Source organism: Bradyrhizobium sp. BR 1433, assembly GCF_051547665.1.
Lineage (GTDB): Bacteria > Pseudomonadota > Alphaproteobacteria > Rhizobiales > Xanthobacteraceae > Bradyrhizobium > Bradyrhizobium australafricanum.
The window spans coordinates 8,372,648-8,397,244 of record NZ_JBPUGG010000001.1 but is presented as its reverse complement, the minus strand read 5'-3'; the positions used below and the strand labels follow the sequence as shown (position 1 = coordinate 8,397,244).

Here is a 24,597-nt window from a genome sequence, read left to right as displayed (position 1 = left end):
AACGCAATCGATTGGAATTTCCGCGCTGTGGCAACGCGCGCGATTTCTTGCGCGTCTTCAAACGATTAGCGTCAGCGTAGAAATGGAAATTGTTGCGGACGGAATTGCAGCCCGCCTTACGCCTGCGCTTGCTGCGTGCGGTTCCCGCGAAGTTCGGCCGTAAGTTCGGCTGCGATCCGGTGCACGATTGTACCGATCTCGGGCAAGCGTTCGTTCGTCAGCCTGTCCGCCATGCCGGATACGGAGATTGCGGCATATGGCTCGTTGCAATCGTTGAAGACGACCGCGGCCACGCAACGCAGGCCGAGGCGCGCCTCTTCATCATCCACCGCATAACCCTGACGCCGCACGTTCTCCAATTCCTTGAACAGCTCGCCGGGCCGCACGATCGACTTTTCCGTCAGCCGCGGCATGCCCTGACGGCGAATGATCGCGTTGACGTCTGCATCGGAATAGGTAGCCAGCACCGCCTTGCCCACTCCCGAGGCGATCATCGCGACGCGTCCGCCGACCTTGGTCAGCGAGCGCATGATCTCACGGCTTTCAATGCGGGACACGACGATGATCGAATTCATCGTCGACCACGGCAAGATTGGCCGTTTCCCGGGTCTGGTCGCGCAGCTTGCGCAGATAAGGCAGTGCCTGCGCGGCAAAATTCCGCCGGCGCACAAAGGTCGAGCCGACCACGAAGCTTTGCGCGCCGATGTGCCACTTGAACTCCTCGCGGTCGAATTGAACGAACCTGCGGTTCTCGAGCGTGGTCAGCAGCCGATGTACGGTCGAGGGCGACAGGCCGGTGCGGATCGCCAGATCGGTCAGCCGATAGCCTTCGTCGTCCTCTGCAAGTGTCTCCAGGATTTGCATGGCGCGATCAACGGACTGAACACCGCCGTCGCGCGCGTCCGGCTCCGGCTGCGCGCGAAGATCGGGATCGGACGGCTTGCGCCGGATCGGCTCTCTTTTCATCACGACCTGCCCCTAACCGGTTTCGGTTCAGAACGAAATTGCTCGTCGAGAGCGAGCTTCAGAATTGGCATATGGCATACCAAAAGGCCATGGAGTCAAGACGACAATACTCGCGAATAGGTCAGTATTCTTGCCATTCTTCTTGGCAAATGGCTCAATTCTTTTGTTTGACTTCTGGGATAATGTATACCACGATCGCTTCACAACGACCAAATCAAGCAACCGGGAGGACGATGCCATGTACGTCGGGGACATCCTTCGCGCCAACAATGCGCACGTGGTGACGATCGGCTCGAACGAAACCGTGAGCATTGCGGCGAACCTGATGTACGCGAGCAATGTCGGCGCCCTCGTGGTCAGGAACGCCTCGCGCAGCAAGGACGCCGCCGTGATCGGGATGTTCAGCGAGCGCGACGTCGTCGCTGTGATCGCCGAGCGCGGCACTAATGGTCTTGCGATGAAAGTCGCGCAATTCATCTCGCCGCGGCCGCTGCTGTCCTGCAATTCGCAAGATGCGCTCACGGATGTCGAGCGCCTCATGGCCCGTCATGGAATCCGCCATGTCCCCGTCATCGACAACGGCCGGCTCGTCGGCGTCGTGAGCATGCGGGACATCACCCTTGCTTTCGAGGAAGCCGCCTGCGCGGCCTGACAGACTTGCCCAAGGCCATTGCCACGCTACTCGGTTCGAGCCGCTGCGGCTCCTGCTGTGTCCCCACTCTGCTTGCGAGGATCGAATGAGAATCTGCATCTACGGCGCCGGCGCGATCGGCGGCTATCTCGGTGTCGAATTTATGCGTGCTGGTGCCGATGTCAGCCTGGTCGCGCGGGGTGCGCATCTCGCCGCAATGCGGCAGAACGGCCTGAAACTCCTGATTGGCGACGAGGAGCGCGTCGTGCATCCTCGCTGCACAGATAACCCCGCCGAACTCGGCGAGCAGGATTACGTCATCATTTGCCTCAAGGCGCATTCGATCACCGGCGTCATCGAGCCGATGCGGCCGCTGCTCGGCGATCGGACCCGCATCGTCACCGCCGTCAACGGCATTCCCTATTGGTATTTCCACAAGCACGGCGGACGGCACGAAGGATCGACGCTCGAGAGCATCGATCCCGGCGGTCGGCAGTGGAACGAGCTGGGCCCCGAACGCGCAATCGGCTGCGTGGTGTACCCCGCCACCGAAATCGAGGCGCCCGGCATGATCCGCCATGTCTACGGCAACAACTTTCCGCTGGGCGAGCCCTCCGGCGAGATCACATCCGACGTCCAGAAACTCGCCGAGCTGTTCGTGGCCGCGGGCATGAAAGCGCCGGTCCTCGACCGCATCCGCGACGAGATCTGGCTCAAGCTGTGGGGCAACGTCTGTTTCAACCCGATCAGCGCCCTCACCCACGCGACCCTCGACGTGATCTGCAGCAATCCCGGCACGCGCGCGCTGTCTCGGGCGATCATGCTGGAGGCCCAGGCGATCGCGGAAAGCCTCGGCGTCAAGTTTCGGGTCGATGTCGAACGCCGCATCGAAGGTGCGCGCAAGGTCGGCGCGCACAAGACCTCGATGCTGCAGGATCTCGAGCGCGGACGTCCGGTCGAGATCGATCCGTTGATCACCGTGGTGCAGGAGATGGGCCGGATGACTGATATCGCGACGCCCGCCCTCGATGCGGTGCTGGCCCTGGTCGCGCAGCGCACCAGGCTGGCCGGCCTCTATGATGGGGCGGCCGGCGCCGCAGCAGCAGAAACGCTGGCGGTGGCGTGATCCCGATGGCCAATGTTACGCGCTGGGTCCGCTTCCGCCACCATGCCGAAATCGGCTTCGGGCAACTCACCCCGTCCGGCATCTCCGTGCACGAAGGGGACATGTTCGGCGACATGCGAACGACTGGACAAACGCTGGCGCTGGACAACGTCGAGCTGCTCGCCCCGACGCAACCGAGCAAGGTCATCGCGCTCTGGAACAATTTTCACGCGCTTGCGGAGAAGCTGAAATCACCTGAGCCTGCCGAACCGCTGTACCTGTTGAAGGCGCCGACCAGCGTCACCGCGCCTGGTGCCGTCATCAGGCGTCCCTTGGGCTATGATGGCAAGACGACCTACGAAGGTGAACTGGGCATCGTCATCGGCAAGAGCTGCACGGCGGTCGCGCCCGAGCAGGCCGACGCCTTCATCTTCGGCTACACCTGCACCAACGACGTCACCGCCGCGGACATCCTCAATCGCGACCCGACCTTCCCGCAATGGGCGCGGGCCAAGGGCTTCGATGGATACGGCCCGTTCGGCCCCGTGATTGCGTCAGGCCTCGACCCCGCACGCCTCGTAGTGCGCACGATCCTGAACGGCGTCGAGCGCCAGAACTACCCGATCGCGGACATGATCTTCAGCGCACAGACGCTGGTCAGCAAGATCTCGCACGACATGACGCTGTTGCCGGGCGACCTGATCTGCTGCGGAACATCGATTGGCGTCGGGGTGATGAAGGAGCCCGTCAACACGGTCACCGTCGCGATCGACGGAATCGGCGAGTTGACCAACGAATTCCGTCAGTAGGCTTCGGCGGGACGATAACCCGACGCAATCGGCCCAAACGACGATTATCCGCCTTAGGAGCGTACATGATCTCCACCAATCCGGCATCATCGCCCGGCGGCTTCCGCTGGCTGCAACTGGCGATCGGAATTGTCTGCATGGCGATGATCGCCAACCTGCAATATGGCTGGACGCTGTTCGTTGATCCGATCGACGCGAAGTTTCACTGGGGCCGTCCAGCCATCCAGCTCGCCTTCACGATTTTCGTGATGACGGAGACATGGCTTGTGCCGGTGGAGGCCTGGTTCGTGGACAAATACGGCCCCCGCATCGTCATCATGTTCGGCGGGCTGATGATCGGGTTGGCCTGGATCATGAACTCATACGCCTCCTCTCTCGTCACGCTTTATGCGGCAGCTGTCGTCGCGGGCATCGGTGCCGGCGCCGTCTACGGCACTTGCGTCGGCAATGCCCTGAAATGGTTTCCGGACCGGCGCGGCCTGGCCGCAGGAGCAACCGCCGCCGGGTTTGGCGCTGGTGCGGCCCTCACGGTCGTACCGATTGCCAACATGATTGCCGCCAGCGGCTACCAGAGCACCTTCCTGACCTTCGGGATCGGACAAGGCCTCATCGTCATCCTGCTGGCCTGGTTCGTCCGGCCACCACATGGCGTCGAAGCACCCAGGAAAAAGCGTCTCAATCTGCCGCAGAGCGCGATCGACTACACCCCGCCCCAGGTGTTGCGCACCCCGGTCTTCTGGGTCATGTACCTGGTGTTCGTCATGGTGGCTTCCGGCGGCTTGATGACCGCCGCGCAAATCGGGCCGATCGCGCATGACTTCAAGATCGCGGACACGCCGGTCACCCTGGCGGGCTTCCAGATGGCGGCGCTGACGTTCGCCATCTCGCTCGATCGCGTCTTCGACGGTTTCGGCCGTCCGCTCTTTGGCTGGGTCTCCGACAATATCGGGCGCGAGCACACGATGTTCATCGCGTTCGCGACAGCGGCGCTGATGTTGCTGACGCTGTCCACCTACGGTCACATTCCGGTTGTCTTCGTGCTGGCCACGGCGATCTATTTCGGCGTCTTCGGCGAAATCTACAGCCTGTTTCCCGCGACATCGGGCGACACGTTCGGCGCCAAATATGCAACCACCAACAACGGCATGCTCTACACGGCGAAGGGCACGGCGGCGCTGCTCGTGCCGCTCGCGAGCATCATCTCTTCCCAGCTCGGCTGGCAGGCCGTGTTCATCGTCGCGGTTGCACTCAATGCGACCGCTGCCCTCACCGCGTTGTTCCTGATCAAGCCGATGCGGCGCGCGTTCATTCTCGGCAGTGAAGCGACGGCAAGTGCCGCAATCGCTCGCGCAAAGGTCTTTCCCGGTGAAGGCGGTCGACTTGAGGCACCCGTGTCTTACGACCGTCTCGAGAAGGCGCCATAACAAGAGACCTATCGGCCGGAGCGCAAGCGATTGAACGACAGATGGACGGATGTGCGGGCTCGGACCGCCCTGCGGCGAATCTTCGACGCCGCCATCGCGAGCGCCGATCCGAGGATCACGATTGCCAACGCCCTGCCGGCAAAGCCGAGGGGCAGATGCATCGTCGTCGGCGCGGGTAAGGCGTCGGCGGCAATGGCTGCGGGCCTCGACGCGGCATGGCCTGACGTCGCGCTTTCCGGCGTCGTCGTCACGCGCCACGGCCATTCGGTTCCAGCCGGCCGTATCGAAGTGCTCGAAGCGTCTCACCCCGTGCCGGATGACACGAGCAGGACCGCGGCCCTTCGCATGCTGCGCGCCGTCGAGGGGCTTTCTGCAGACGATCTCGTCATCGCCCTGATGTCCGGCGGTGGCTCGGCGCTGATGACCCTGCCGGCATCTCCGATGACTCTCGCCGACAAGCAGGCGGTCAACCGGGCACTCCTTGCAAGCGGCGCGACGATTGCCGAGATGAACGTCGTCCGCAAACATCTGTCCGCGATCAAGGGCGGTCGGCTGGCGCTGGCCGCCCGTCCCGCCCGCGTCATGACCCTTGTGATCTCAGACATTCCCGGCGACGATCCCGCGGCGATTGCCTCCGGTCCCTCGCTGCCGGACAGCAGCACGAAAGCCGCTGCGCTGGAGATCGTTGGCCGCTTTGCAATCGACCTGCCGGAAGCGGCGCGGCTTGTGCTCGAACAAGCGGACGAGACACCCAAGCCCGGCGAGATCGATGCTGATGTCCGCATCCTTGCCGCTCCATTCCATGCGCTTGACGCTGCGGCCAACGCCGCCCGGGACGAAGGCCTGACGCCGATCATCCTTGGAGACGCGATCGAGGGCGAGGCACGGGAACTCGGAACCGTGATGGCCGGCATCGCCCGGTCGGTCGCGAGACATGCGCAGCCGGGCCCTGCCCCCGCGGTGCTGCTGTCCGGAGGCGAGACGACGGTGACGATCGGGCGCGGGCCGGCGGGACACGGCGGCCGCAACACCGAATTCCTGCTGGGGCTTGCCGTCGCCCTGTCCGGCGCACCCGATATCTGGGCCGTTGCGGGCGACAGCGATGGAATTGATGGAACGGAAGATGCGGCTGGCGCTTTGATCGGTCCGGATACGCTGCGGCGCGCCGCCGCGAATCTGCTTGACGCACGGGCGCATCTGGCTGCCCATGACAGCTATACGTTCTTCGACCGCCTTGGAGACCTCGTGCGCACCGGGCCGACGCTTACGAACGTCAATGATATCCGTGCCGTGCTGATCGCAGCCGGCCAGCCACCGACGAGGTGATCCATGCGTCGTCATCGACGAGCCAAGATCGTTGCAACCGTTGGTCCAGCAAGCAGTTCCCCCGAGATGCTCGAGGCACTGCTGCTGGCGGGCGTCGATACGTTCCGCCTGAACTTCAGTCATGGAACACAGAGCGATCACGCACGCATTCACGCGGCGATCCGAAAGCTGGAACAGGACGTCGGCCGGCCGATCGGCATCCTGATGGACCTCCAGGGCCCGAAGATCCGCGTCGGCACCTTGCGCGATGGAAAGATCGCCGCAATGGCCGGAGAGACCATTCGGTTCGTCTTGTCCGGATCGGAAGGCGACCGAACCGCAATTCCCCTCCCGCATCGGGAGATCTTTGCCGCCGTTGCCCCCGGCCATGACCTTCTGATCGACGACGGCAGGGTCCGCGTTCGCGTTACCGGGCTCGGTGACGATTTCATCGAAGCCGAGGTGATCGTCGGTGGCACGATCTCGAATCACAAGGGCGTCAATCTGCCGGGGACGGTCCTTGATCTTTCACCGCTGACCGCGAAGGATCGCCTCGATCTGGAGTTCGGCCTGAAACTTGGCGTGGATTGGGTTGCGCTGTCGTTCGTGCAGAAGCCCTCGGATATCATCGAAGCGAGAGGCCTCGTTGGGGACCGCGCCGGTCTGATGGCCAAGATCGAGAAGCCGGCAGCGCTCGAACGGATCGACGATATCATCCAGCTGTGCGACGCTATCATGGTTGCGCGGGGAGATCTCGGCGTCGAAATCCCGCATGAGGACGTGCCGGGGCGCCAAGGAGCTGGTGCGGGCCTGCCGTCTCGCGGTGAAGCCAGTGATCGTCGCCACGCAAATGCTGGACTCGATGGTCGCAGCCCCGACGCCGACGCGTGCGGAAGTCTCCGACGTTGCGACCGCCATCTATGACGGCGCAGACGCAGTGATGCTGTCGGCGGAGTCCGCGACAGGCCGATATCCGCGCGAGGCGGTCGAGATGATGGACCGCATCATCCGCAGCACCGAACAACACAAGATGTACCGCTCGATCGTCGAGGCGACCCAGCCCGGCGAAGAGCAAACGCCACCGCATGCCGTGGCCACGGCAGCGGCCGATCTCGCCTCCGTCGTTCACGCCGCAGCCATTGTGGCCTATACGTCGAGCGGCACCACGGCCGCACGCGTCGCGCGCAAGCGGCCGAGCCGCCCGATCCTCGCCATCACCCCAAGCCGCGAAGTGTCCCGCCGCCTGTGCCTGCTTTGGGGCGCTCACAGCGTGCTTTCCGGCGACGTTCAGAGCTATGAGGAGATGGTCGAGCGTGCAACTGCATTCGCGCATGCAGAGCAGTTTGCATCGAGCCGCGATCTGCTGGTCGTTGTCGCCGGCATTCCCTTTGGACAAGCGGGAACAACCAACAATCTACGGGTCGTATCGCTGCCCTGAGAGAACCGTCGGCCCGAGCGATTGCATCATCAGCGCACCGCGCGGCAAGGTGAACGCGACGGTCGCGCGCCTCCCGATCGCCTAGGTCAGCATCGAGATGATCGACTGAAGCTGATCGGATGCCGACGTCACGAGCCCGTCGAACGAGGTCTGGCCGTGAGCTGCGGCTCGCAGGATGCATTCCGCAACAGCGGCCTTGAGACCGAACACGGATTGATCCGCCGGTACGCTTGCCATGACCGCATCCAACGCATCGCGCATCGTCTGGACCAGTTCGGCGCTGTGCTTCATGGCTGTCCCTCCGCAGGCTCAAAATAGGCCGACCGTACGGGGTCGCCACTCACAAGCGCGCGATTCCAAATTGCCTTTTCTTAATGCAGTGACAGATACGTGAACCGGCGAACGCTTGAGCTCTCTCTCGGCAAGCTTGCGAAACGCGTCGGGCACCGAATGAATCGCCTCCAGCGCCGCTGAACCATATCCGATCGCCTCCCAGCCAAAGCGATCGCGGATCCTGTCGATCGCACGGTCCGCCGCCCATCGGGCCATCCCTGTCGGACTTCCGGGCCGAAGCGCTTCGTCCTCCAGTCCGAGTGGAAGCTCCAATGCAAGATCCCAATGCTCCTCGAGATGCGACACCGAGATCGCCAGCAGCGAGATGATCTTCTCGCCGGGATGGTCGGCAAGAGCCGCACGCACCAGATTCTCGGCGAGCCGGGCCAGGACGATGGTCGTGCACACCGGCGCATCGAGCGTCACCGAGCGCGTCACCGACTTCAGGTCGGCGAAGCGGACGCGCACCGTCACGGTTCGTCCAGGCCGCGACTTCGCCCGAAGCCGCGTGGCGACGCGGTCGGCGAGATGAAGCAGCGTGGGCCGAATGACTTGCTCGATCGCAGGCTTTCGGCCAAGTGCAGATTGTGCTCCCGCCGATCGCGCGCGCCGGTGTGGCTTGAGCTGTCGCGGATCGCGATTCCAGGCCAGCGCGGCGAGTTTCTCGCCCGCTGCCGGACCGAGTAAGTGCGTCAGCGACCGTTCCGACAATTTGGCGAGCTGACCGATCGTCGCGACGCCGATCGCGTCCAACCGGGTCCTGGTGACCGGCCCTACCCCCCACATCAACTCAACCGGCAATTCGTGAAGGAAGCTCAGCTCGGCGTCGGGATCGACGACGACAAGTCCGTCGGGCTTTGCGACCTGCGAGGCGATCTTCGCCAGATGCTTGGTGCGGGCGACGCCGACCGAGATCGGAAGGCCGAGCTCGCTGCGCACGCGCCACCGGATCGACGCGGCTATTTCGGCAGGCGTTCCGAACAGGTGAGTGCAACCGGCAACATCCGCAAAGGCCTCGTCGATCGAAATTCGCTCGACCAGCGGCGTGAAGTCGCCGATCACCTTGATGGCCGCGTCACCCAGCCGCTGGTAATCGCTGAAATGGCCGCCGACGAAAACAAGTTGCGGGCACAGTTGGCGCGCTTCCCGCCCCGACATGCCGCCATGCACGCCGAAGGCCTTGGCCTCGTAGGACGCCGCCAGCACAACGCCGCCCCCGACGGCGATCGGCTTGCTGCGCAGCGACGGCTCGAGCAGCTGCTCGACCGATGCGTAGAATGCATCCAGGTCCGCATGAAGGATGGTGGCTGCGGCTGCCATCTCGACCCGTTCATCCCTGACCCGACCGAAGCCGCGCGTCCCCGGACGTGGAAATTGCCGATAGAACAAAATAGGAACATTCTGAAATCGAGTCAATCCAGCACGTCATCGCGGTCACTGGCGCCGCGAACGACGCCAGGTCGCCAGCGCGCGTTGCCACGCTGCGCGCTTGCCGCGCGAGGGGATCTGCCGGCGCTCCCTTCAGCCGGCTTCGCCCCATCGCCCCCGATCTCGGCCGTGGAAGATCGAAGCGGGAGTTGCTGCGAAGCATCAAACGCGAGGCACGTCGGTGGATCGTTCGAGATGCATGACGGCGGCTTCTGCGATGCACGACCGCACGCAGCCTGCGCGTATTGCCGCACCGGCTCACTCATCAGCCGGCTGACTTTGCCGCGCAGGGCCTTTTCGGGTAGATATTTTGCAATGACCGACCAATCCCATCAGGTGGACTTCCAAGCTGCGGCCCATCTTTACAAATGGCCTTCCCTCAACAACTCCAGGCGAGAGGATCGCGCGCCCTATGTGATCGTCGACGGAACGCTCGACCAATGCATTCGGGATTTCATGGGCAAGCCCGAGAAGACGCGACATCTTTATGAGATCCGGACCAAGTCGCAGCCTCCCCTCGTCCCCGACGTGCTGTCGCCCGAGCACGTGATCGAGCTCTCCAGGCTTCGCGAGTTTCTCTGAGGCACTGCAGCGAACGCGATGCCGACGCGTCTCGTTTGCGGGCCGACTTATCCATCTGTCGTAGGTCTGGTGCCGGATTGTTTGCCCCTTGGCGAGCCGGTACACTTGCCTGACTCCCTGACTGACCGACGTCCGCGCCGACATGATTGATCTCGCACATCGCCTGCACGGGAGCGGAACGGCGGCACGGCCGGTTGATGGGGCATCGCGAGGCGCCGCATGAAGTTCAATCTGGCGATCTTGAGTGTGCTGGCCGCAAGGCCCGGGCAGCGGATCGCGATCGACGAGGTCAGCCGCGAGGTCAAGCGCATGATCGCGGCCGGCGATGAAGCCACGCAGTCGAAGCGGCCGTCCGAGCTTGGCGACGCCGACGTCTTCCAATCGGGATGGGCATCGATCAACGACGCGGGCCTGCAGATCACCGATTCGGGGCTCTCGCTGTGGCGCTCGCTTGAAGCCGCCCGCATCGAACAAGGACCCGATCAACAGGAAACGGAGCGATTGGACGCCGCTGTGGCCGACACGCGCCATTACGTTGCGGATACTGCGATCGACCGCCCCGACGACGTTGATCTCGAGCTCCCCGGCATGACGCGCGAGGACCACGACGACCGCCAGCCATCCGGCGCGGGCCATTCGGCTACTGCTCCCGACATCCCCTCAACGGACTCTCCGATCGTCCATGCGCCTGCATTCGGCTCCTTTCAAGGGGCGAACCGCATGGTGGCTTCGCGGCTGTCCGATCTGGTCAGCTTGCTCGGCACGATCAAGCCGAAATTCGCCGCCGCGCGGCAACGGCGATCCGCGGAGGACGTCAGGGATCGTCGTGCCGATCGTCGAGGCGGATTGACCGGACTGGCGGTGGCGTGCATCAGCCTGATCTCGGTCGTCGCTTGCGTTGCCGCCGCGATCGCACTTGGTCAGCTCTCCTCGCTGAAGTCGGACATTGCCGCGTTGCGGCGGGAGATCGCGCCGCTGCGGGAACGCCTCGCCAGACTCGAACAGGTCGAAGTCGCAAAACGCGATGCCGCCCAGCAGGAAGATGCGCAAAACAAGGCCGAGGCGGAAAAGAAGCTGCCTGACGGCGCAGCCGAACAGGCCGCGCTCAGCCTCTCGCGTGAAGAGATTCAGTTGATCAGGGAGTACATCAAGGCAGCGCCCTCGGCCGGCGCAGCTGTCGCGCCGATCAACGTCGGCGATCCCATCACCGGCGGAATGATTCCGCTGCCTTCATCGCTGACGGAGAAGCTGCCGCGCCTTGTCGGCGCGAGATTTGCGACCCGCAACGGCGCCATCGTCATCAGCACACGAAACAGCCGCCGCATCGATGCCGTGCTGATGCCGAACTAGCAGAACGCGCCAAGCGACGGCAGCCCGGTGCCCATTTCTGCCGAAACCAATGGTTGAACACACGATCAGCGGACGCAATACGCCGGACGGCGAGTATAGTAACCATATCAGTCGCTTGCGAGCTTCGTTTCGCCAAAATACTCGCATTTGTTGCAGGCGATCAAATTACAATTTTCCAATCAAAACTGGTTTCTACCTAAGGCCGTAAGCAGCTATGCGCTGCTCCATCCGGGAATAGATCGCTTCACTTGACTTTGCTGTTAACGACCTTCGCCTTCGCTTCGCGATCGAGCTTTTTCTGCGCCTTCAGCCAAAACAAGCGACGCGTTGCACGATCGATGAGACCATCCACGCGCTCCTCGATCGCAAGGTCCTCCATGATCTTCTCAGCAGCGAGAAACTCAGCGGCCGCCGGAAGGTATCCCTTAGGATCGGGGCGGCGCTCACGGATTAGCGGCAGCAGAACGTTGTCGATCTCCTTTTTCAAAGCGACAATCCAGTGTTCTGTTTTATCGAAGCTGTCTTCACGGACGTTCGCATCGAGATGGTCGCGGAATTCGGTTGGCAGAAAGGATACTCCCAGCCTCAAAAGCACCACATCAAACTCGCGGTGGAGGTTCGAACTGAAGTGGAGCAAGCGCTCGTAATCGTCGCGGGAGGACTGTGCTTCTCTGCGAGAGAATATTTTATGACCTCGAGCTCATTCTCCAGGAGCATTTGCGGCGGCCTTTCCTGGAACACTCGATTCTCCACCCGGTCGAGAGCAAGGGCTGTCTCGAACTTCCGTATTGCGCGGACGCGCAACTTGCGCCATTGGCAAAGAAGGATCGTTTCCACGCAATCAATTTCGGATGGCCCCTCCGGACTCCACTCCTGCCAGATCTCGCGGCGAAGCCTCTCGAATGCGTCGGGATCCTCCCACGGTAACAGCTCGACGGAAGAGTAAGCCCCGTGCTTGAGCGCATTTGACTTGCGCAAGCGCCTCGCCGGCACGCTCCTCTTATTGTTCCTTTCGGGCAACATGCTCAGTATCCTCGGTCGACATAAGAACATCGGGTGCCCACTGCAATTCAATTTTCGGAAGCGAAGGAACGCAGGACGAGAATGGAGCGCGAAGAGACCCAAATCCGTAAGACACTCGAGATTCGATGCGCCAGTGGCAAGGACGGACCTATCCACAGCAATTTGCAATTCGCAGATGCCGTCGCGGCATACTTAATCCCAAACTCGCCTGCAACCACAGGACCTAACCGAAAATCGGTTTCGATCAACTGCGAGATGTCGGAAGCTATTGCCCAGGGCTGTACTCCCCGCTGGACACAGCCCGCCTGGAGCAAAATCCGCCGTGGCCCGTGGCCCTCCTTGCTCCAGCTGTATGCCCTAAGCGCTGTCGTCGAGCAGCATGTGGGCTTTGACTTTAAGACCACGAGCAATCCGAGCAATATTGTCGATCGAGACGTTTCGCTCGGATCGCTCAACACCACTGAGGTAGGTGCGGTTGATGCCGCACTCGTGTGCCAACGTCTCCTGACTGAGCCCCTGAGCAGCGCGAAGCCGGCGCATGTTTCTCGCCAAAACGTCCCGAAGCGGCCCTTACTACCGCTTTTAAGTTACATTCGTTTAGAACGTCCGGGCGATGACAGGCAAATTGGACGGCCATGCCACGAGGGACTTTGATGATCTTGAACTCTGTCTTCGCTGCAGTTGGCCTGATCGCTCTCGCGATGTCCTTCCCTGTTAAAGCACAGCCAAGTCCGTCCGCCGCAGTTGACCAATTGCTGCAATGGACAATCGAGGACATCGCCCGCCAGAGGGCTCTATCCAAAGAGCAGAACGAAGAGGAACAAGCGCGGCGCAAGCTCCCAGATTTCTCGCAGTTTGGTGTTCCGGTGGAGGCACCAACTAGTGGTAACAATCGCGCCTCTCACGGACTCCACTGCACAACGATTGATTTAGGTGGCGGCGATAGCGCCACGGATTGCTTCTAAGAATACAAGCGCATCGTGGCTCCAACGAATGACCAGCTCGTTGGTTGCCGATCTTGCGGCACGAAGAATAGGGTGCCCGCTTATTCTGTTAAGCGGCTACCTTGGTGCGGGAACTGCGGTGCGGCACTTCCAGAGCCGCACCTGACGACGATCGCTCGACGCCTGTACAGATTCCGGTATCCGATGATTGTCGTCGCTGGCGCCGCGCTAGTTCTGATCTGGCAACCGACGATGCTGCCGGTCAAGCTCTCAAGCGTGATGAGCGCCACAACTGCGGCGCCCTCACCGAGCTCCAAGGACGCTTGCGCCGGTCATGCGCAACCCTATGAGGGGCTTTACGCGCGGTATGCCGCCTACCCGGACGTCGCCCCTTTGATCCTTAAGACAGCAAGCGGATCCAACTACTTTGTGAAGATCAATGATGTGACGAGCGGCAGACCGATCCTCGCGCTTTATCTCCACGGTGGATCGACATTCGAAACGAAGGTACCCCGCGGAAAATTCACGTTGAGATACGCCACTGGTCGAACGTGGTGCAGTGAGAACGAATTGTTCGGCTCATCGACCGAAGCTCGGAAGGCTGACCGCGTTTTTCAGTTCGACGATGAACATGAATATACAATCGAGCTCATCGCACAAAGAAACGGAAATCTTCCGACCAAGCGGATTAGCCGAGAGGCTTTCAATACCGACCGCTGAACGTCCTTTCCTCGAGCGAAATCCGATGCTGTTGACCGAGCATGCTGAAACAATGGTTCAGCTAATCTGTTCGGTCGGCGACAACTGACACAATAGCACGCGCTGGCTTCAACGGAGGTGCGCTGCATTCCGAGCGCTGTCGCTATCGACATTTGTTAGTTGTGCCATGGCACTTTCCTGTGACGTGAGTGTTGATTCGTCAGTACATCCGTTCATTATGGATGGCGATGCGGGCGCACGTGCCTCGCGTGCTCCGAGCATGCTTGGAGTGCTGTCTTGAGCACCAGGAGCCGGGCGTCCGCCGCGTCGATTGCGATGCCGACCTCGGCCGCTTGCGTGCTTCGAGATTATCCATCACGACGATATCGCCGGTCTGATTGGCCGACGCGCTCGCCCGCCAAGCTTAGAAGGGCCACGCTCAGGCGGTATCGAGACGCACCACCATTGGACCAGTCGCGCCTTTGCACCGGACGCCTTGCATGGCCTGTGGCTCGTTTTCCTTCCCGGGTTAGCAACGAGGGCCCTAGCCTCTTTGCATCGGATCCGCCCGGGCCGAGACAGTAGCTTTCCGAAATAAACATCAGGAAGCTAACTATTTCGGCAGGGTTGACAGGACACCCCTGCTCCGCGCCGACAGCCACGTACCCCAAAGTCTAGACTTCCCGCTCCTCGGGCTTTGGCTTTCGAAGGCGCACGCCTGGTCCTCCGCCGTTCTCGTCGATGAACTCCACGCCAGCTGCTCGCATCGAATTCAAGATTTTGGTCGCAGTCTCCTCACGGCCGCCGAGCGGTCCATCCTGCGCTTCCAAACGTTTGATCGTCGGAATCGAAATTCCCGCGGCTATCGCCAATTGCTCTTGAGACCAATTGAGGAGGGCCCGCGCAGCTTTTATCTGCCGAATTGATACTTTTAGTATTGACATTGGAGCAACCATTGATACTTTTAGCATCATAAAGAGTTGAATCTATTAAGGAAAGTCGCAATGTCGAGAGTGTTTGCCAAGTCGGACGCTACAACTGGCCGCCGCAATTTCATTGGTGGATCTGACGCACGCGTTATCATGGGCGATGATGAAGCCGGTCTGCTTCGTCTCTGGCGCGAGAAGCGGGGCGAAGCCGAGCCGGCGGATTTGTCAGCCAACTTGATCGTACAACTCGGCACCGCAACCGAGCAGCTTAACCGACACTGGTACGAGAAGAATACCGGTTACGTCGTAACTGACGTTCAGCGGCGGGCATTTCATCCGGTCAAGCACTGGATGGCGGCAACTCTCGACGGCATGGTGAAGGACACCGGCGCGGTATTCGAAGCGAAGTTCATGCTCCCATGGTCGTTCTCGGAAGAGAGCGCGGCGGAAAAGCACATGGCGCAATTGCAGCACAACATGTGGGTCACGGCGTCACGAACTTCGGCACTATCGATCATAACCGGCGGCGGAAAATGGGTCGAGATGACCATTCCCGCCGATCCCCTGTACCAACACTTGCTGCTAACGGCAGAAAAGAAATTCTGGCGCTGCGTCGAGAACGGCGAAGCCCCTCGGCTATTCGGCATTGAGCCGCCCCGACCTCGGATTGAAGCGGTCCGAACGGTCGACATGAGCACCTCCAATGCTTGGGCGGAGTTTGCCAGCATCTTCATCGGACGCGCTCAGCCTATCTTGAGCACGATGCCGCAAAGTCCGAGCTGAAGAAGTTGATCCCAGAAGATGCCAAGGAGGCGAGCGGTCATGGACTAAGGGCCACACGCTCAAAATCTGGTTCAATCAGCTTTCATGTTATGGACTGAGGGGACAACCGTGCAACAGTCTAGCGAAACCATCGGCGCAATTGCCAGTGCATTGGCCAAGGCTCAGCTGGAGCTTTCCAATCCCGAGAAGGCACTTACTGCTCAGATCCCTGCAGTCTTTCCGCGAGAAGAGGCTCGTAGCTTCCGGTACGCCTCGTTGGCAAGCGGATTGGACTTGGTGCGTAAGTGCTTAGGGAGCCATGAGATTGCGACGGTGCAAACGACAGGTATCGACCAAGCGACGGGCCTGGTTCGTTTGACGACGCTCCTCGCGCATTCCTCCGGAGAATGGATGTCTTCGGAGTGGCCGGTGTGTGCTGTCAGTGAAATCAATGCTCCACACCGGATGGGAACCGCCCTCACATATGCCCGGCGATACGCTCTCTTCGCCCTTGTCGGCATCGCGGGCGAGGACGACTTGGATGCGCCGGATGCCACAGCGCCCCCTCCGCCCCTCGAGTTTCGAGCCGGCAATCGGCCCGACGTCAAAGGAAACAAAAGCGCTACGCAGCGGCCTCCGATACTCAGCTTGGATCAATCGGTCCAGCTAATGGAGCAGATGCTGGCGGAACTCGGTTGCTTAACGAGTGAGAACGACCTCCTCGCCTGGGCTCAAGCCGGACTACCCAGAAAGAACACCCTCCTAGTGGCAGATGCACGCACCCTTCGAGTCTGCCTACCTTGAGAAGTTGGCAGCCCTATCGAAGGCGCTTCCTGACATAAGCGATAGCTTGAAGCCGGCTGCTTCCGTCCAGGACACCCCAAGCGATGCGCCGGCTGAGCTTGCATTTCCCAAAGAACCCGTGCGCAAGCGCAGTAAAGCCCACTTGCTGTTTGTCCGCGACCAGTCTTGTCTCGTTTGCCGGCAGAGCCCGTGCGATGCCCACCATTTGAAGTTCGCTCAACCCAAGGCTCTCGGCCGCAAGGTCAGCGACGAGTACACCGTGCCATTGTGCCGCGCCCATCACCACGAGCTGCATCGGCAGGGTAATGAAAGGGCCTGGTGGGCGAACCTGAAGATCGAGCCATTGCAAGTGGCGCAAGACTTGTGGGCGACAAGTTCGATCCACAGTCCGCTCACCGCCGCCGTCGTCAGCGCGGCCCCTCCCTCACGCCTGAGGTCGGACGCTACAACACGATGAACGGGCCATTCCAAACCCGCAAGATCTGACCCCAACAACGTTGCCGGTCGAGTTTTGAGGTGTTGGCGCCGTTCCCTGCTGCTTCCCAGTGAATGTCTTGACCAGTCACGCGCTACGGCGGGTGATCTCCGAAGCCTGGTCCGTGGGCGCCGCCTGCGTCGTCGGGCGCCGTGTGGCCGATGCCGGCTCCTGCCGGAGTTTCTCCACCCAGCGCCGCAATACCGAGTCGCGCAAACCGAGTTCCTTGCCGACCGCCGTGATCGACCAGCCGCTTGATACCACCAGCTCAGCGGCCTGCCGCTTGTACTCCTCAGTAAACGACCGACGTTGACGCTCTTGCATCCGACACCTCCGGGCTCTTAGAGCTTACTACAGGTGTCCACTCATTCGGAGGAGGTTCAGTCACCTAAGGGGCATGGATCGAGACCTCGTCTGAGAGACTTAGACGACCCTGCCCGCCGGTGGGATGCAAGCCGGGTTTTTACGGGGCTCCGAGCATTTAATGCTACGGGCGGGCATTCAGATTGGGGCTTGTCAGGAAGACGATTGGCCGGTTTATTGAAGGAATTGCAGTTAGTTGATTTTTTTGTCCAGAGCACCGTTTGATGAAAGCAATTGCCGGTTACGTTTCGCTGAAGGATCGCGAAGAGCTGAACAATCTTAAATACCATCGCCAACAATTGTTGGATTACGTTCGAGTATATAGCGTCCCTGGTTTTCAAATCATCGGTCGTGAGCGAGACCGTCGGCGAAGAGATTGAACTCATCGAAACAAGCATTGGCGCGGTTCGATGCGGAGACCGAACCTTGTCATCAGCGAGGAGCTCGAGGCCATAGGGACATTGAGACTGATTCGAGCGTTCTCGAAAGTCAAAGGTCTCGAGTTTATCGCGGAGCTTGTCGAAGCTGCATTGCTAGCCGCCGCGCTAGTATCGCAAGCCTCCCTTTTGGGAAGTCATTAAGGGATCAATCGATGTTTCGTGACATGTCCTGGCTCTCCGGTCGGCGAGCCGGGTTGTACGGAAGTGGCATCGCAATTGCATTGGTCGTCATCTTTGCAAGACATATTCTGATCTACTACCGCGGCGGCGGTTACGACGAGGGCGGCAACCTATTCGGCGCCGATTTCACGACGTTCTGGGCGGCTTCGCTTCAGATCCTCTCCGGCCACACCGCTGAGGTCTACGTGCCTGAGCTACATCAGGCTATCGAACAACAGTATTTGCGAAACGGATACGAGGCCTTCTTCTATCCGCCGACAATGCTGATCTTGTGCATTCCTCTTGCAATTGTACCGTATTTCGCTTCTTACCTTGCATTTCTGGGCGCTACGTCGGCGCTTTTCGTCGCAAGTATCTGGCGCATCCTGCGGTCACCATGGACCCTGATTGCGATCCTCGCTTATCCGCCGGTCTATTTTAACATCGTGGCTGGTCAGAACGCCTTTCTGACGACGGCAATTCTCGGATGCGGTCTCGGCCTCATGAACCGGCGACCCGGCTTGGCGGGCGCAGTTCTTGGGCTGATGGTGATCAAGCCACATCTGGCGCTAGCCGTGCCGATCGCGCTTATCGCGACAGCCCGCTGGCGGACCTTGGCGTGGGGCGGGATCTCGTCGGTTTTGCTCGTCGTTCTGTCGTACCTCCTGTTTGGGTTAGATACGTGGCTCAATTTCCTCGACGTCTCACGCTCGGCGCGCCAGACGCTCGAGAACGGTGATGTCGGGTTCTGGCGGCTGCAGAGCATCTTCGCAACTATGCGATTGCTCGGAGCCGACGTCAGCACAGCCTTCCTCACCCATGGCCTTGCTTCACTTGGTGTGATCGGCGCGCTTGTCTGGAGGTTGCGCCAGAAGACTAGCGCCGCGGCCGAACGTTCGATCATCGCGCTTGCGTGCCTTCTGATCACTCCGTTCTCGCTGTTTTACGACATGCTCATCATGGCGCTCCCATTGGCCTGGATGTTGCGCGAGTGGCAGAAGACCGGCTTTCCAGCCTGGTCGAAAGCGGTGATTAGCTTGACGTTCCTTGCTCCGATGGTCTTCTATCTGCCGGTCATCTATGGATTCTCCATCGGAACGTCACTGCCCTATGGTGCGCCTATCGCGGCTCTGTTCGGATGGTTTCTGGTCAGAGAGACGATAATGGCTCCAGACCACGCGAGTGCGCCCCCCAGCTGTATCAAGGCACAACTCTAATTGGCGCCGATCCTCGCGCCACCGGCCAGCCAGCTCGCCAATTGTGCGGCGATCGGCGAAGCGACCGGTTCAGTTCGCGCCGGCGACGATGAGGACGAGGTTGTTCAGTACGGGCGTGGAGCAGAAGGCCACCACAAGGGCCACGTTGTAGACGTTCTTGCTGCGCCAAAGCAGCCACGTCACGAGAAGCGTCAAACCGAGCTTGGGAATGAGCCACCAGACGCCGAGCCAGGTCTGCGCCAAACTCATGAATGGATTCAGTTCGCCCATCCCGAGATCCAGGATCACATTCGTTGTCACGAGGTCGGCGCACCCCAGCAGCAAGCAGAACAGTAACAAGAGTGCCTTAGCACAGTTCCTCTTGTTGAGGCCCTCGATGCTGAAAATGCCCGGCTTGGTCATGTCAAAGGATCCTGAGCGACGGCAGTGTTAAACGGATCAAAACGATGCAATGAGGAGGGTCTACGAGAAGAATCTTTATATTCCCTCAAGCCTTGAGACGTTCACCCGAGGCCGGCACTAAAATGGTGCCTCTCCGGATTTGCTCCGAACGACCGGCTTGATCACCGATCGCAGCGGGCGAACCACATCCTGCTGCGGACTTCCTGGGCTGGCAGCCACTTCGATGATTGTCCCTGGCGTCGTTGACGTGGCGGGGTTGACATGGCGGGCGAGCGGCGCCGCTTTAGAATCTTGACCGCGTCTCACCGCGGTATGCCACAAGCACGGATCGGCCAACGCGCCGGCATAGACAGACCGTTGTCTGACGCGAGGCGCCCGCCTTGAACAAATCAAGAACATTGCACAGTGTCTGCGACCCTCAAGTTGACCTTCATGCCGGCTCCTCTCGGCGAAGCCGCCTCAAACACGTATGGTTAAAATGAGCTCTCTCTCCATAAGGTCCACAAGGAGAGGGTGCTCGTCGAACGGCCTACTTCAAAGGACCTTGGCGTCCCAAAGCAGGGCCAATTCCCGCAAAAGTCGCAGTTGCGCTCACTGAACGTTTAAGGAAAAATAGCCTTCAATATCTATTGGAAATGATTTTCTCGAACATTGCCAGTTCCTCTATTTGAATTTTCATTTTCTGCTGGCGAAGTCAGATTGCCCCGCCAGAGACTCAGATTGAATCGGCAAGTCGTTCATCATGTCGAGTGAGATCGCAAATGTCGCGTTTCTCGCGGCGGTGTTTGTAGGCGTCATCTACGGCAGTCGCATCTTGGAAAAAAGGTGGCCCATTGCGGACGTCCCCTACTCCGAATTCCGTGATGATTGGCTCGCCGTTATTGTGAGCATCGGACTGGCGAAACTGCTCGCTCCGATCGCAGCAATGATTGCGGGTAAGATAGCTAGCTTTACCGGGATTGGCTGGGTTCGGTTACCAACCGAAGGCTACTGGTGGTACGCCTCTCTTGGATTCGTTGTAGTCGCGATGGATCTCTACAAATACACATTCCATCGCCTCCAGCATGCGATCCCGTTCCTTTGGTCGATGCATTCGTTCCATCACAGCGCAAACGCCATTACCTTCATTACCGGTGCCCGACACTTTTGGCTCGAGCGCGTGCTGTCGGACGCCTTCTTCCAATTCTGGCGATCCTGCTTCAGGTCCCTCCAGATATGGCAATCGTCTCGGCATTCATCTTTTTTCTTCCTGACGCTTGTGCTCACCTGAACGTGCGGGTCCCGCTCGGTCGGCTTGTAACCTGGATCAACAACCCGCAATGGCATCGCATCCATCACTCGAACCTAATGGAGCATCGGGACAAGAACTTTGCCTCCTTCTTGCCGCTCTGGGACATTCTGTTTGGCACGGCACATGTGCCGAAACCAGACGAGTATCCTGCAACGGGACTAGTGCCAGCTGAGCGAGTGGACATCGTCAATAGCGTGATCTGGCCAATCCGACATCTCCGGCATCGAGAGTCCAAGAATGAATTGGGTTAAAGTTCTTCTGGTGCCCTTCTGCGTGTTCCAGGGCACGAGAGCCTTGTCTCCGCAAGGAGATCTCGGACGAGTTGAACCCCTTCACGCGGCCGGCCTAGACATGGTTGAGCATATGGTGGCCTATCTCCAAGCTCAATTTGACGTTTTTCGTGACGTAGCAATTTTTCAAACGGGCTGATTTCAATGAATTATTCGGAATGCGTTGAGCAGAAAGCACCAAGTTTGGTACGAGCTCATGGCCAAGAATTTGCCGAAGCGGTGCACTTTTGGCTGATCATCGGAGCGATGACGGCGGTCGCCGCACTAGGCCTCTATCTGTCGAATACGCAGATCTCGCTCGGCTTCCCAATTAGCTTCGGCTTCCTCGGGCTTGTTGGCCTCAACCTGTTTTACACCAGGATAAGGAAGAACCCGCTCTTTGCTTCAATTGCCCTGACGTGCGCGCAGCTGGTTGCATTCACTAACGTAGCCATCGTTCTGAGCTACCTTGCTGCCGCTCGACGCCTTCCCTTGGTCGACAATGCATTGGCCGCCATGGATGACGCGGTCGGATTCGATTGGGTATCGCTATTTACATGGTCGAAGATCGAGCATCCGACAATCGGCTGGATGCTCGATCTGATCTACGACACCATGATCATTCAGGTTTTCATCCTGCTTATTGTGCTGTACTCGAGCAAAAGGCTCTTTCAAGCCCGAACATTCAGTTGGCTGTTTGCCGTAACTCTGCTCATCGTCATCCCGATATCGATGGTGCTCCCTGCGGAAGGCGCTTGGGCGCACTACGGTGTGGCACATCTGACAAGCGCCTACTACCTGCCTGACTTCTACGCCATCCGTTCCGGATCGATGCATGTCATCGATATGGCCAAGGTTACTGGCATCATCCAGTTTCCCTCGTTTCACGCCGCTCTTGCCTTGATCTTGATTCTCTCGAGCAGGGGAACGTTCCTGTTTCCCGTTTATCTTCCTCTGAACGTCCTGATGATCTTCTCGGCGCTCACTGCCGGTGGTCACTACCTGACGGATATCGCCTTTGGACTTGCGACCGTGCCAGTCGCCGTTCTCGTGCTGCGACTAACAGGTCGCACAGCCGGCCCTCGCCTTCCGATGCCATGAAATCCCTGCCAGCAGCAAGCGATCGCAGGCTGGCATTGTCATCGATGTACAATGGACGCTCTCCGGGATGGCGTTTGACGACCCGCGGCAACGGGTCGAGTCGCCTGTTAGTTAACAGAGAGTCCTGCGGACCTTTAAGTGGGATCCAGTAGCGCCCCGTTAATTCACTGCCCCTCTCAGTCAATGCCGATCGGATAGCGCCACTCCGTTCCCATATTATCGTCGGTGATCGGCCTCTTGCCTTCCGTCCGGGCGAGCAGCTGCGGACATTCTTCAATGACCTGTCGGGCATAGTCCGGCGACGTGATCGCATCAAGCAGCACACGATCCTCAAAGCTTTCGGGTCTAAATTGTCGCTCTCCGTCGATAGCGTAGGGCTCAAGTGCACGGCGCCAACGCCCGAAGTTCCAATCAATCGGCGCATCCGATACAATCATATGGTTGGTGAATTGTGCGCCATAGGAAAAGGCCAGACAAGCTGTCCGCTGGACCCGATCGGAGTCGGTGCTGTTGTAAAACAGGATACCACCGGAATTGAGATGGCGCTTCGCAAGCTCAAGAAATTCCGTTGACAGCAGATTGGTCACGTTGGCGCGAAAATGCCACGTCGTGTTGGAGACGATCGCGTCAAAGCGCTGATCCGGATGATGGGTCAACCAGCGCCGCCCGTCGTCGGTAACGATCTTGACTTTGGCATTTTTCAACACCGAAGCCACCTCTCGCTGCCGTTCGATGAGTCTTAAATAACCAGAATTGATCTCTACGATCGTGAGCGAGCGCACCGCGGGATTGTTCGCTATGACCTGCGCCCACGAGCCCGACGCGAGGCCGATCATCAGGACATCGCGCGGCGCGTCACGAAACAGGCTGAGCGCGTAGGGACGGATAATGCCGTTCGGGTCTCCGGCGAGGCGAGTGTTGAAGCGGCCGTCATACATGCCATTTCCAAATACGGTGCCATCCTTGTCGACGGTGATAATACCGCTGCGATTTTCGACGACGTCGGTGAAATCGTAGGAGGTTTGGCCCTTGCCAAGCAGGTTTTCGAATACGCGATGCGACATTGCCGGGATGGCGACGCACGCCAGCGCCAGCACGGCGACAGCCCTCAGCAAGCGTTGTCGGTGCTCGCCGCGCGGGCCCTTCGATCGTGCCAGAAGAATGAGGGCACAGAGCGTGCCCGCGAAAACCAGAGCGACGGCCAATTGCACGGAGGTCAAATAATCCGTCAAGACGAAACCGGTGAGGATCGCGCCCGTCGCGGACCCTAGAATGTTAGCAAAGTACAAGAGCGACATCCCCATCCCCGCCTCCTCATCGGCCGGGATTCCGACTTGAGCGAGATAGGGCAGTAGCGCCCCCACCGGCGGGCGATGAAATAGACCAGAAGCAAGGCTATCCCGATCGCGCCGCGACCAAACAACGCCGACTGTGCCAAGACTGGCAGAAACATCAGCCCGATTAGATTGCCGATGATGATTTCGTCGATGGCCTTGCGTATGACACCGGGAGGCGAGCTTCCTTCGCAACTTTCGCCGGCCTTGCGTGATCCACCGGCGATCCCGAAGAGAAAGCACGCAAGCGTCAGCGCAAAGGCGGTTGCACTCGATCCCGACGCGTAGGAGACGATCCGGAATAGGTAGATCTCATAAGATAGAGATATAAAGCCGCCCAGTGCAGCGATGAGAATGATCGCAGTCGGGATGGTGACGGCTTCAGACGCAGGTCTGATAGCAGCAGCGTCTCTCGATGGTGCCTGACTGCCGCGGAACAGATGAACGACGACGGCGCACAGTGCAACAGCGACATTGAGCGCGACGGCCACCAGCACCGCGCGATGCGCGCCGAGGAACGGAAACAGCAAGAAGCTGCACAACACGCAGGCCGCCCCCGCTCCCAGGGTATTGACGTAGTAAAGCAGGCCAACGGTGCGGCCTACCTCTCCCGAGGAGCGAACGAGATGCGCTACCAGGATTGGCAGCGTAGCGCCCATCAACAAGGTCGGAATGAGCACCAACAGCAGATTGACCGCGGCGACCGCCGGCAAAGACCAATCGACGACAAGTGCTCCGACCCGTTCGAATGCGCCAAGCGAGACGATTCCAAACATCGCCGTGACGCTCTCGATGATCGCCAGCAGTGGCAGCAAGCTTATGCTCCGGCGCTTCGAAATCCATCCGCCGGCAAGGCTCCCGAGCCCAAGGCCGAGCATGAAGGCGGAGATCACGATGGTCACCGACTCGGAATTCACGCCAAAAATACGGAACAGTGCCCTCTGCCAGGTCAACTGATAGATCAGCGCCGGAAAGCCGGAAAAGAAGAACAGAATGCAGAGGGTCTTTGTCCTT

The 24,597-nt window shown here is 59.9% G+C and carries 24 protein-coding genes and 3 pseudogenes; 17 read left to right on the top strand and 10 right to left on the bottom strand.

Going from position 1 to position 24,597, the window contains the following annotated elements:
- Nucleotides 1-116 precede the first annotated feature (116 nt).
- Nucleotides 117-966 (bottom strand): annotated as a pseudogene (locus ACSKB9_RS40190) (IclR family transcriptional regulator).
- Nucleotides 967-1,204: 238 nt separating this feature from the next.
- Here ACSKB9_RS40190 and ACSKB9_RS40185 point away from each other — a divergent pair.
- The 6 genes and pseudogenes from ACSKB9_RS40185 to pyk all read left to right on the top strand — a co-directional run bounded on the left by ACSKB9_RS40185 (nt 1,205) and on the right by pyk (nt 7,678).
- Nucleotides 1,205-1,618 carry a CBS domain-containing protein gene (locus ACSKB9_RS40185; RefSeq protein ID WP_057017285.1) on the top strand — a complete coding sequence of 138 codons (414 nt, stop codon included), beginning with the start codon at nt 1,205-1,207 and terminating at the stop codon, nt 1,616-1,618.
- Nucleotides 1,619-1,703: 85 nt separating this feature from the next.
- Nucleotides 1,704-2,723 (top strand): 2-dehydropantoate 2-reductase, encoded by a 1,020-nt coding sequence (locus ACSKB9_RS40180; protein ID WP_438079798.1) that lies wholly within the window; start codon nt 1,704-1,706, stop codon nt 2,721-2,723.
- A 5-nt stretch (nt 2,724-2,728) separates the two neighbouring features.
- Nucleotides 2,729-3,511, top strand: a complete 783-nt coding sequence (locus ACSKB9_RS40175; RefSeq protein WP_438079797.1) for a fumarylacetoacetate hydrolase family protein — start codon at nt 2,729-2,731, stop codon at nt 3,509-3,511.
- Nucleotides 3,512-3,576: 65 nt separating this feature from the next.
- Nucleotides 3,577-4,935: an oxalate/formate MFS antiporter gene (gene oxlT / locus ACSKB9_RS40170; protein WP_438079796.1), complete on the top strand. Its 1,359-nt coding sequence runs from the start codon at nt 3,577-3,579 to the stop codon at nt 4,933-4,935.
- Between the two features lie 30 nt (nt 4,936-4,965).
- Nucleotides 4,966-6,261 carry a glycerate kinase type-2 family protein gene (locus ACSKB9_RS40165; RefSeq protein WP_438079795.1) on the top strand — a complete coding sequence of 432 codons (1,296 nt, stop codon included), beginning with the start codon at nt 4,966-4,968 and terminating at the stop codon, nt 6,259-6,261.
- A 3-nt stretch (nt 6,262-6,264) separates the two neighbouring features.
- Nucleotides 6,265-7,678: pseudogene (pyk, locus tag ACSKB9_RS40160) on the top strand (pyruvate kinase).
- 81 nt (nt 7,679-7,759) lie between these two features.
- Here the strand turns inward: pyk and ACSKB9_RS40155 are convergent.
- Nucleotides 7,760-7,969, bottom strand: coding sequence for a hypothetical protein (locus ACSKB9_RS40155; protein WP_438079794.1), 210 nt, complete (start codon nt 7,967-7,969; stop codon nt 7,760-7,762).
- A gap of 18 nt (nt 7,970-7,987) precedes the next feature.
- The gene (gene dinB, locus ACSKB9_RS40150; protein WP_438079793.1) at nt 7,988-9,331 is read right to left on the bottom strand and encodes a DNA polymerase IV; all 1,344 of its coding nucleotides are present in this window, start codon (nt 9,329-9,331) and stop codon (nt 7,988-7,990) included.
- A 423-nt stretch (nt 9,332-9,754) separates the two neighbouring features.
- Here dinB and ACSKB9_RS40145 point away from each other — a divergent pair, with 423 nt between their 5' ends.
- Together ACSKB9_RS40145 and ACSKB9_RS40140 are read left to right on the top strand one after the other, a co-directional pair.
- Nucleotides 9,755-10,021 (top strand): hypothetical protein, encoded by a 267-nt coding sequence (locus ACSKB9_RS40145; protein WP_438079792.1) that lies wholly within the window; start codon nt 9,755-9,757, stop codon nt 10,019-10,021.
- A gap of 219 nt (nt 10,022-10,240) precedes the next feature.
- A complete protein-coding gene (locus ACSKB9_RS40140) occupies nt 10,241-11,371 on the top strand; it encodes a hypothetical protein (protein WP_438079791.1) in 1,131 nt (376 codons plus the stop codon).
- Between the two features lie 244 nt (nt 11,372-11,615).
- On the opposite strand, the gene ACSKB9_RS40135 is transcribed toward ACSKB9_RS40140, so the two are convergent.
- Both ACSKB9_RS40135 and ACSKB9_RS40130 read right to left on the bottom strand, forming a co-directional pair.
- Complete coding sequence (locus ACSKB9_RS40135) at nt 11,616-12,008, bottom strand: hypothetical protein (RefSeq protein WP_438079790.1); 393 nt, start codon at nt 12,006-12,008, stop codon at nt 11,616-11,618.
- Nucleotides 12,009-12,751: 743 nt separating this feature from the next.
- Nucleotides 12,752-12,934, bottom strand: coding sequence for a helix-turn-helix domain-containing protein (locus ACSKB9_RS40130; protein WP_438079789.1), 183 nt, complete (start codon nt 12,932-12,934; stop codon nt 12,752-12,754).
- 113 nt (nt 12,935-13,047) lie between these two features.
- Here ACSKB9_RS40130 and ACSKB9_RS40125 point away from each other — a divergent pair, with 113 nt between their 5' ends.
- Nucleotides 13,048-13,359, top strand: a complete 312-nt coding sequence (locus ACSKB9_RS40125; RefSeq protein WP_438079788.1) for a hypothetical protein — start codon at nt 13,048-13,050, stop codon at nt 13,357-13,359.
- A gap of 231 nt (nt 13,360-13,590) precedes the next feature.
- Nucleotides 13,591-14,058: a hypothetical protein gene (locus ACSKB9_RS40120; protein ID WP_438079787.1), complete on the top strand. Its 468-nt coding sequence runs from the start codon at nt 13,591-13,593 to the stop codon at nt 14,056-14,058.
- A 653-nt stretch (nt 14,059-14,711) separates the two neighbouring features.
- On the opposite strand, the gene ACSKB9_RS40115 is transcribed toward ACSKB9_RS40120, so the two are convergent.
- The gene (locus ACSKB9_RS40115; protein ID WP_438079786.1) at nt 14,712-14,981 is read right to left on the bottom strand and encodes a helix-turn-helix domain-containing protein; all 270 of its coding nucleotides are present in this window, start codon (nt 14,979-14,981) and stop codon (nt 14,712-14,714) included.
- 60 nt (nt 14,982-15,041) lie between these two features.
- Here ACSKB9_RS40115 and ACSKB9_RS40110 point away from each other — a divergent pair.
- The 3 genes and pseudogenes from ACSKB9_RS40110 (at nt 15,042) to ACSKB9_RS40100 (ending at nt 16,989) form a co-directional block, all read left to right on the top strand.
- Nucleotides 15,042-15,847 (top strand): annotated as a pseudogene (locus tag ACSKB9_RS40110) (YqaJ viral recombinase family protein).
- Nucleotides 15,834-16,532 carry an ERF family protein gene (locus tag ACSKB9_RS40105; RefSeq protein ID WP_438079785.1) on the top strand — a complete coding sequence of 233 codons (699 nt, stop codon included), beginning with the start codon at nt 15,834-15,836 and terminating at the stop codon, nt 16,530-16,532. The pseudogene ACSKB9_RS40110 and the gene ACSKB9_RS40105 overlap by 14 nt, the downstream one beginning before the upstream one ends.
- Complete coding sequence (locus ACSKB9_RS40100; RefSeq protein ID WP_438079784.1) at nt 16,501-16,989, top strand: DUF968 domain-containing protein; 489 nt, start codon at nt 16,501-16,503, stop codon at nt 16,987-16,989. The genes ACSKB9_RS40105 and ACSKB9_RS40100 overlap by 32 nt, the downstream gene beginning before the upstream one ends.
- A 105-nt stretch (nt 16,990-17,094) precedes the next feature.
- Here ACSKB9_RS40100 and ACSKB9_RS40095 read toward each other — a convergent pair whose 3' ends face one another.
- On the bottom strand, nt 17,095-17,331 hold the full coding sequence (locus ACSKB9_RS40095) for a transposase (protein WP_438079783.1): 237 nt from the start codon (nt 17,329-17,331) through the stop codon (nt 17,095-17,097).
- Between the two features lie 631 nt (nt 17,332-17,962).
- Between ACSKB9_RS40095 and ACSKB9_RS40090 the strand changes: the two genes are divergently transcribed.
- Entirely contained in the window at nt 17,963-19,186 is a 1,224-nt protein-coding gene (locus tag ACSKB9_RS40090) for a glycosyltransferase family 87 protein (protein ID WP_438079782.1), read from the top strand.
- 69 nt (nt 19,187-19,255) lie between these two features.
- On the opposite strand, the gene ACSKB9_RS40085 is transcribed toward ACSKB9_RS40090, so the two are convergent.
- Nucleotides 19,256-19,588, bottom strand: coding sequence for a DUF5658 family protein (locus tag ACSKB9_RS40085; RefSeq protein WP_438079781.1), 333 nt, complete (start codon nt 19,586-19,588; stop codon nt 19,256-19,258).
- Between the two features lie 742 nt (nt 19,589-20,330).
- On the opposite strand from ACSKB9_RS40085, the gene ACSKB9_RS40080 reads away from it, so the two are divergent.
- From ACSKB9_RS40080 to ACSKB9_RS40070, 3 genes are all read left to right on the top strand, one after another.
- On the top strand, nt 20,331-20,858 hold the full coding sequence (locus tag ACSKB9_RS40080; protein WP_438079780.1) for a sterol desaturase family protein: 528 nt from the start codon (nt 20,331-20,333) through the stop codon (nt 20,856-20,858).
- Nucleotides 20,804-21,130 (top strand): sterol desaturase family protein, encoded by a 327-nt coding sequence (locus ACSKB9_RS40075; RefSeq protein ID WP_438079779.1) that lies wholly within the window; start codon nt 20,804-20,806, stop codon nt 21,128-21,130. The genes ACSKB9_RS40080 and ACSKB9_RS40075 overlap by 55 nt, the downstream gene beginning before the upstream one ends.
- A gap of 183 nt (nt 21,131-21,313) precedes the next feature.
- A complete protein-coding gene (locus ACSKB9_RS40070) occupies nt 21,314-22,249 on the top strand; it encodes a phosphatase PAP2 family protein (RefSeq protein ID WP_438079778.1) in 936 nt (311 codons plus the stop codon).
- A 176-nt stretch (nt 22,250-22,425) separates the two neighbouring features.
- Here the strand turns inward: ACSKB9_RS40070 and ACSKB9_RS40065 are convergent, their stop codons facing one another.
- Nucleotides 22,426-23,553 (bottom strand): spermidine synthase, encoded by a 1,128-nt coding sequence (locus tag ACSKB9_RS40065; RefSeq protein ID WP_438079777.1) that lies wholly within the window; start codon nt 23,551-23,553, stop codon nt 22,426-22,428.
- Nucleotides 23,517-24,536: a fused MFS/spermidine synthase gene (locus ACSKB9_RS40060; RefSeq protein WP_438079776.1), complete on the bottom strand. Its 1,020-nt coding sequence runs from the start codon at nt 24,534-24,536 to the stop codon at nt 23,517-23,519. The genes ACSKB9_RS40065 and ACSKB9_RS40060 overlap by 37 nt, the downstream gene beginning before the upstream one ends.
- Between the last annotated feature and the right edge of the window lie 61 nt (nt 24,537-24,597).

What these genes read in the sequence shown, in the direction of transcription:
- ACSKB9_RS40185 (WP_057017285.1), top strand. Translation starts at nt 1,205, where the DNA reads ATGTACGTCGGGGACATCCTTCGCGCCAACAATGCGCACGTGGTGACG.
- ACSKB9_RS40180 (WP_438079798.1), top strand. Translation starts at nt 1,704, where the DNA reads ATGAGAATCTGCATCTACGGCGCCGGCGCGATCGGCGGCTATCTCGGT.
- ACSKB9_RS40175 (WP_438079797.1), top strand. Translation starts at nt 2,729, where the DNA reads ATGGCCAATGTTACGCGCTGGGTCCGCTTCCGCCACCATGCCGAAATC.
- oxlT (WP_438079796.1), top strand. Translation starts at nt 3,577, where the DNA reads ATGATCTCCACCAATCCGGCATCATCGCCCGGCGGCTTCCGCTGGCTG.
- ACSKB9_RS40155 (WP_438079794.1), bottom strand. Translation starts at nt 7,969, where the DNA reads ATGAAGCACAGCGCCGAACTGGTCCAGACGATGCGCGATGCGTTGGAT.
- dinB (WP_438079793.1), bottom strand. Translation starts at nt 9,331, where the DNA reads ATGGCAGCCGCAGCCACCATCCTTCATGCGGACCTGGATGCATTCTAC.
- ACSKB9_RS40145 (WP_438079792.1), top strand. Translation starts at nt 9,755, where the DNA reads ATGACCGACCAATCCCATCAGGTGGACTTCCAAGCTGCGGCCCATCTT.
- ACSKB9_RS40140 (WP_438079791.1), top strand. Translation starts at nt 10,241, where the DNA reads ATGAAGTTCAATCTGGCGATCTTGAGTGTGCTGGCCGCAAGGCCCGGG.
- ACSKB9_RS40130 (WP_438079789.1), bottom strand. Translation starts at nt 12,934, where the DNA reads ATGCGCCGGCTTCGCGCTGCTCAGGGGCTCAGTCAGGAGACGTTGGCA.
- ACSKB9_RS40125 (WP_438079788.1), top strand. Translation starts at nt 13,048, where the DNA reads ATGATCTTGAACTCTGTCTTCGCTGCAGTTGGCCTGATCGCTCTCGCG.
- ACSKB9_RS40120 (WP_438079787.1), top strand. Translation starts at nt 13,591, where the DNA reads ATGCTGCCGGTCAAGCTCTCAAGCGTGATGAGCGCCACAACTGCGGCG.
- ACSKB9_RS40115 (WP_438079786.1), bottom strand. Translation starts at nt 14,981, where the DNA reads ATGTCAATACTAAAAGTATCAATTCGGCAGATAAAAGCTGCGCGGGCC.
- ACSKB9_RS40105 (WP_438079785.1), top strand. Translation starts at nt 15,834, where the DNA reads ATGTTATGGACTGAGGGGACAACCGTGCAACAGTCTAGCGAAACCATC.
- ACSKB9_RS40100 (WP_438079784.1), top strand. Translation starts at nt 16,501, where the DNA reads ATGCACGCACCCTTCGAGTCTGCCTACCTTGAGAAGTTGGCAGCCCTA.
- ACSKB9_RS40095 (WP_438079783.1), bottom strand. Translation starts at nt 17,331, where the DNA reads ATGCAAGAGCGTCAACGTCGGTCGTTTACTGAGGAGTACAAGCGGCAG.
- ACSKB9_RS40090 (WP_438079782.1), top strand. Translation starts at nt 17,963, where the DNA reads ATGTTTCGTGACATGTCCTGGCTCTCCGGTCGGCGAGCCGGGTTGTAC.
- ACSKB9_RS40085 (WP_438079781.1), bottom strand. Translation starts at nt 19,588, where the DNA reads ATGACCAAGCCGGGCATTTTCAGCATCGAGGGCCTCAACAAGAGGAAC.
- ACSKB9_RS40080 (WP_438079780.1), top strand. Translation starts at nt 20,331, where the DNA reads ATGTCGAGTGAGATCGCAAATGTCGCGTTTCTCGCGGCGGTGTTTGTA.
- ACSKB9_RS40075 (WP_438079779.1), top strand. Translation starts at nt 20,804, where the DNA reads ATGGCAATCGTCTCGGCATTCATCTTTTTTCTTCCTGACGCTTGTGCT.
- ACSKB9_RS40070 (WP_438079778.1), top strand. Translation starts at nt 21,314, where the DNA reads ATGAATTATTCGGAATGCGTTGAGCAGAAAGCACCAAGTTTGGTACGA.
- ACSKB9_RS40065 (WP_438079777.1), bottom strand. Translation starts at nt 23,553, where the DNA reads ATGGGGATGTCGCTCTTGTACTTTGCTAACATTCTAGGGTCCGCGACG.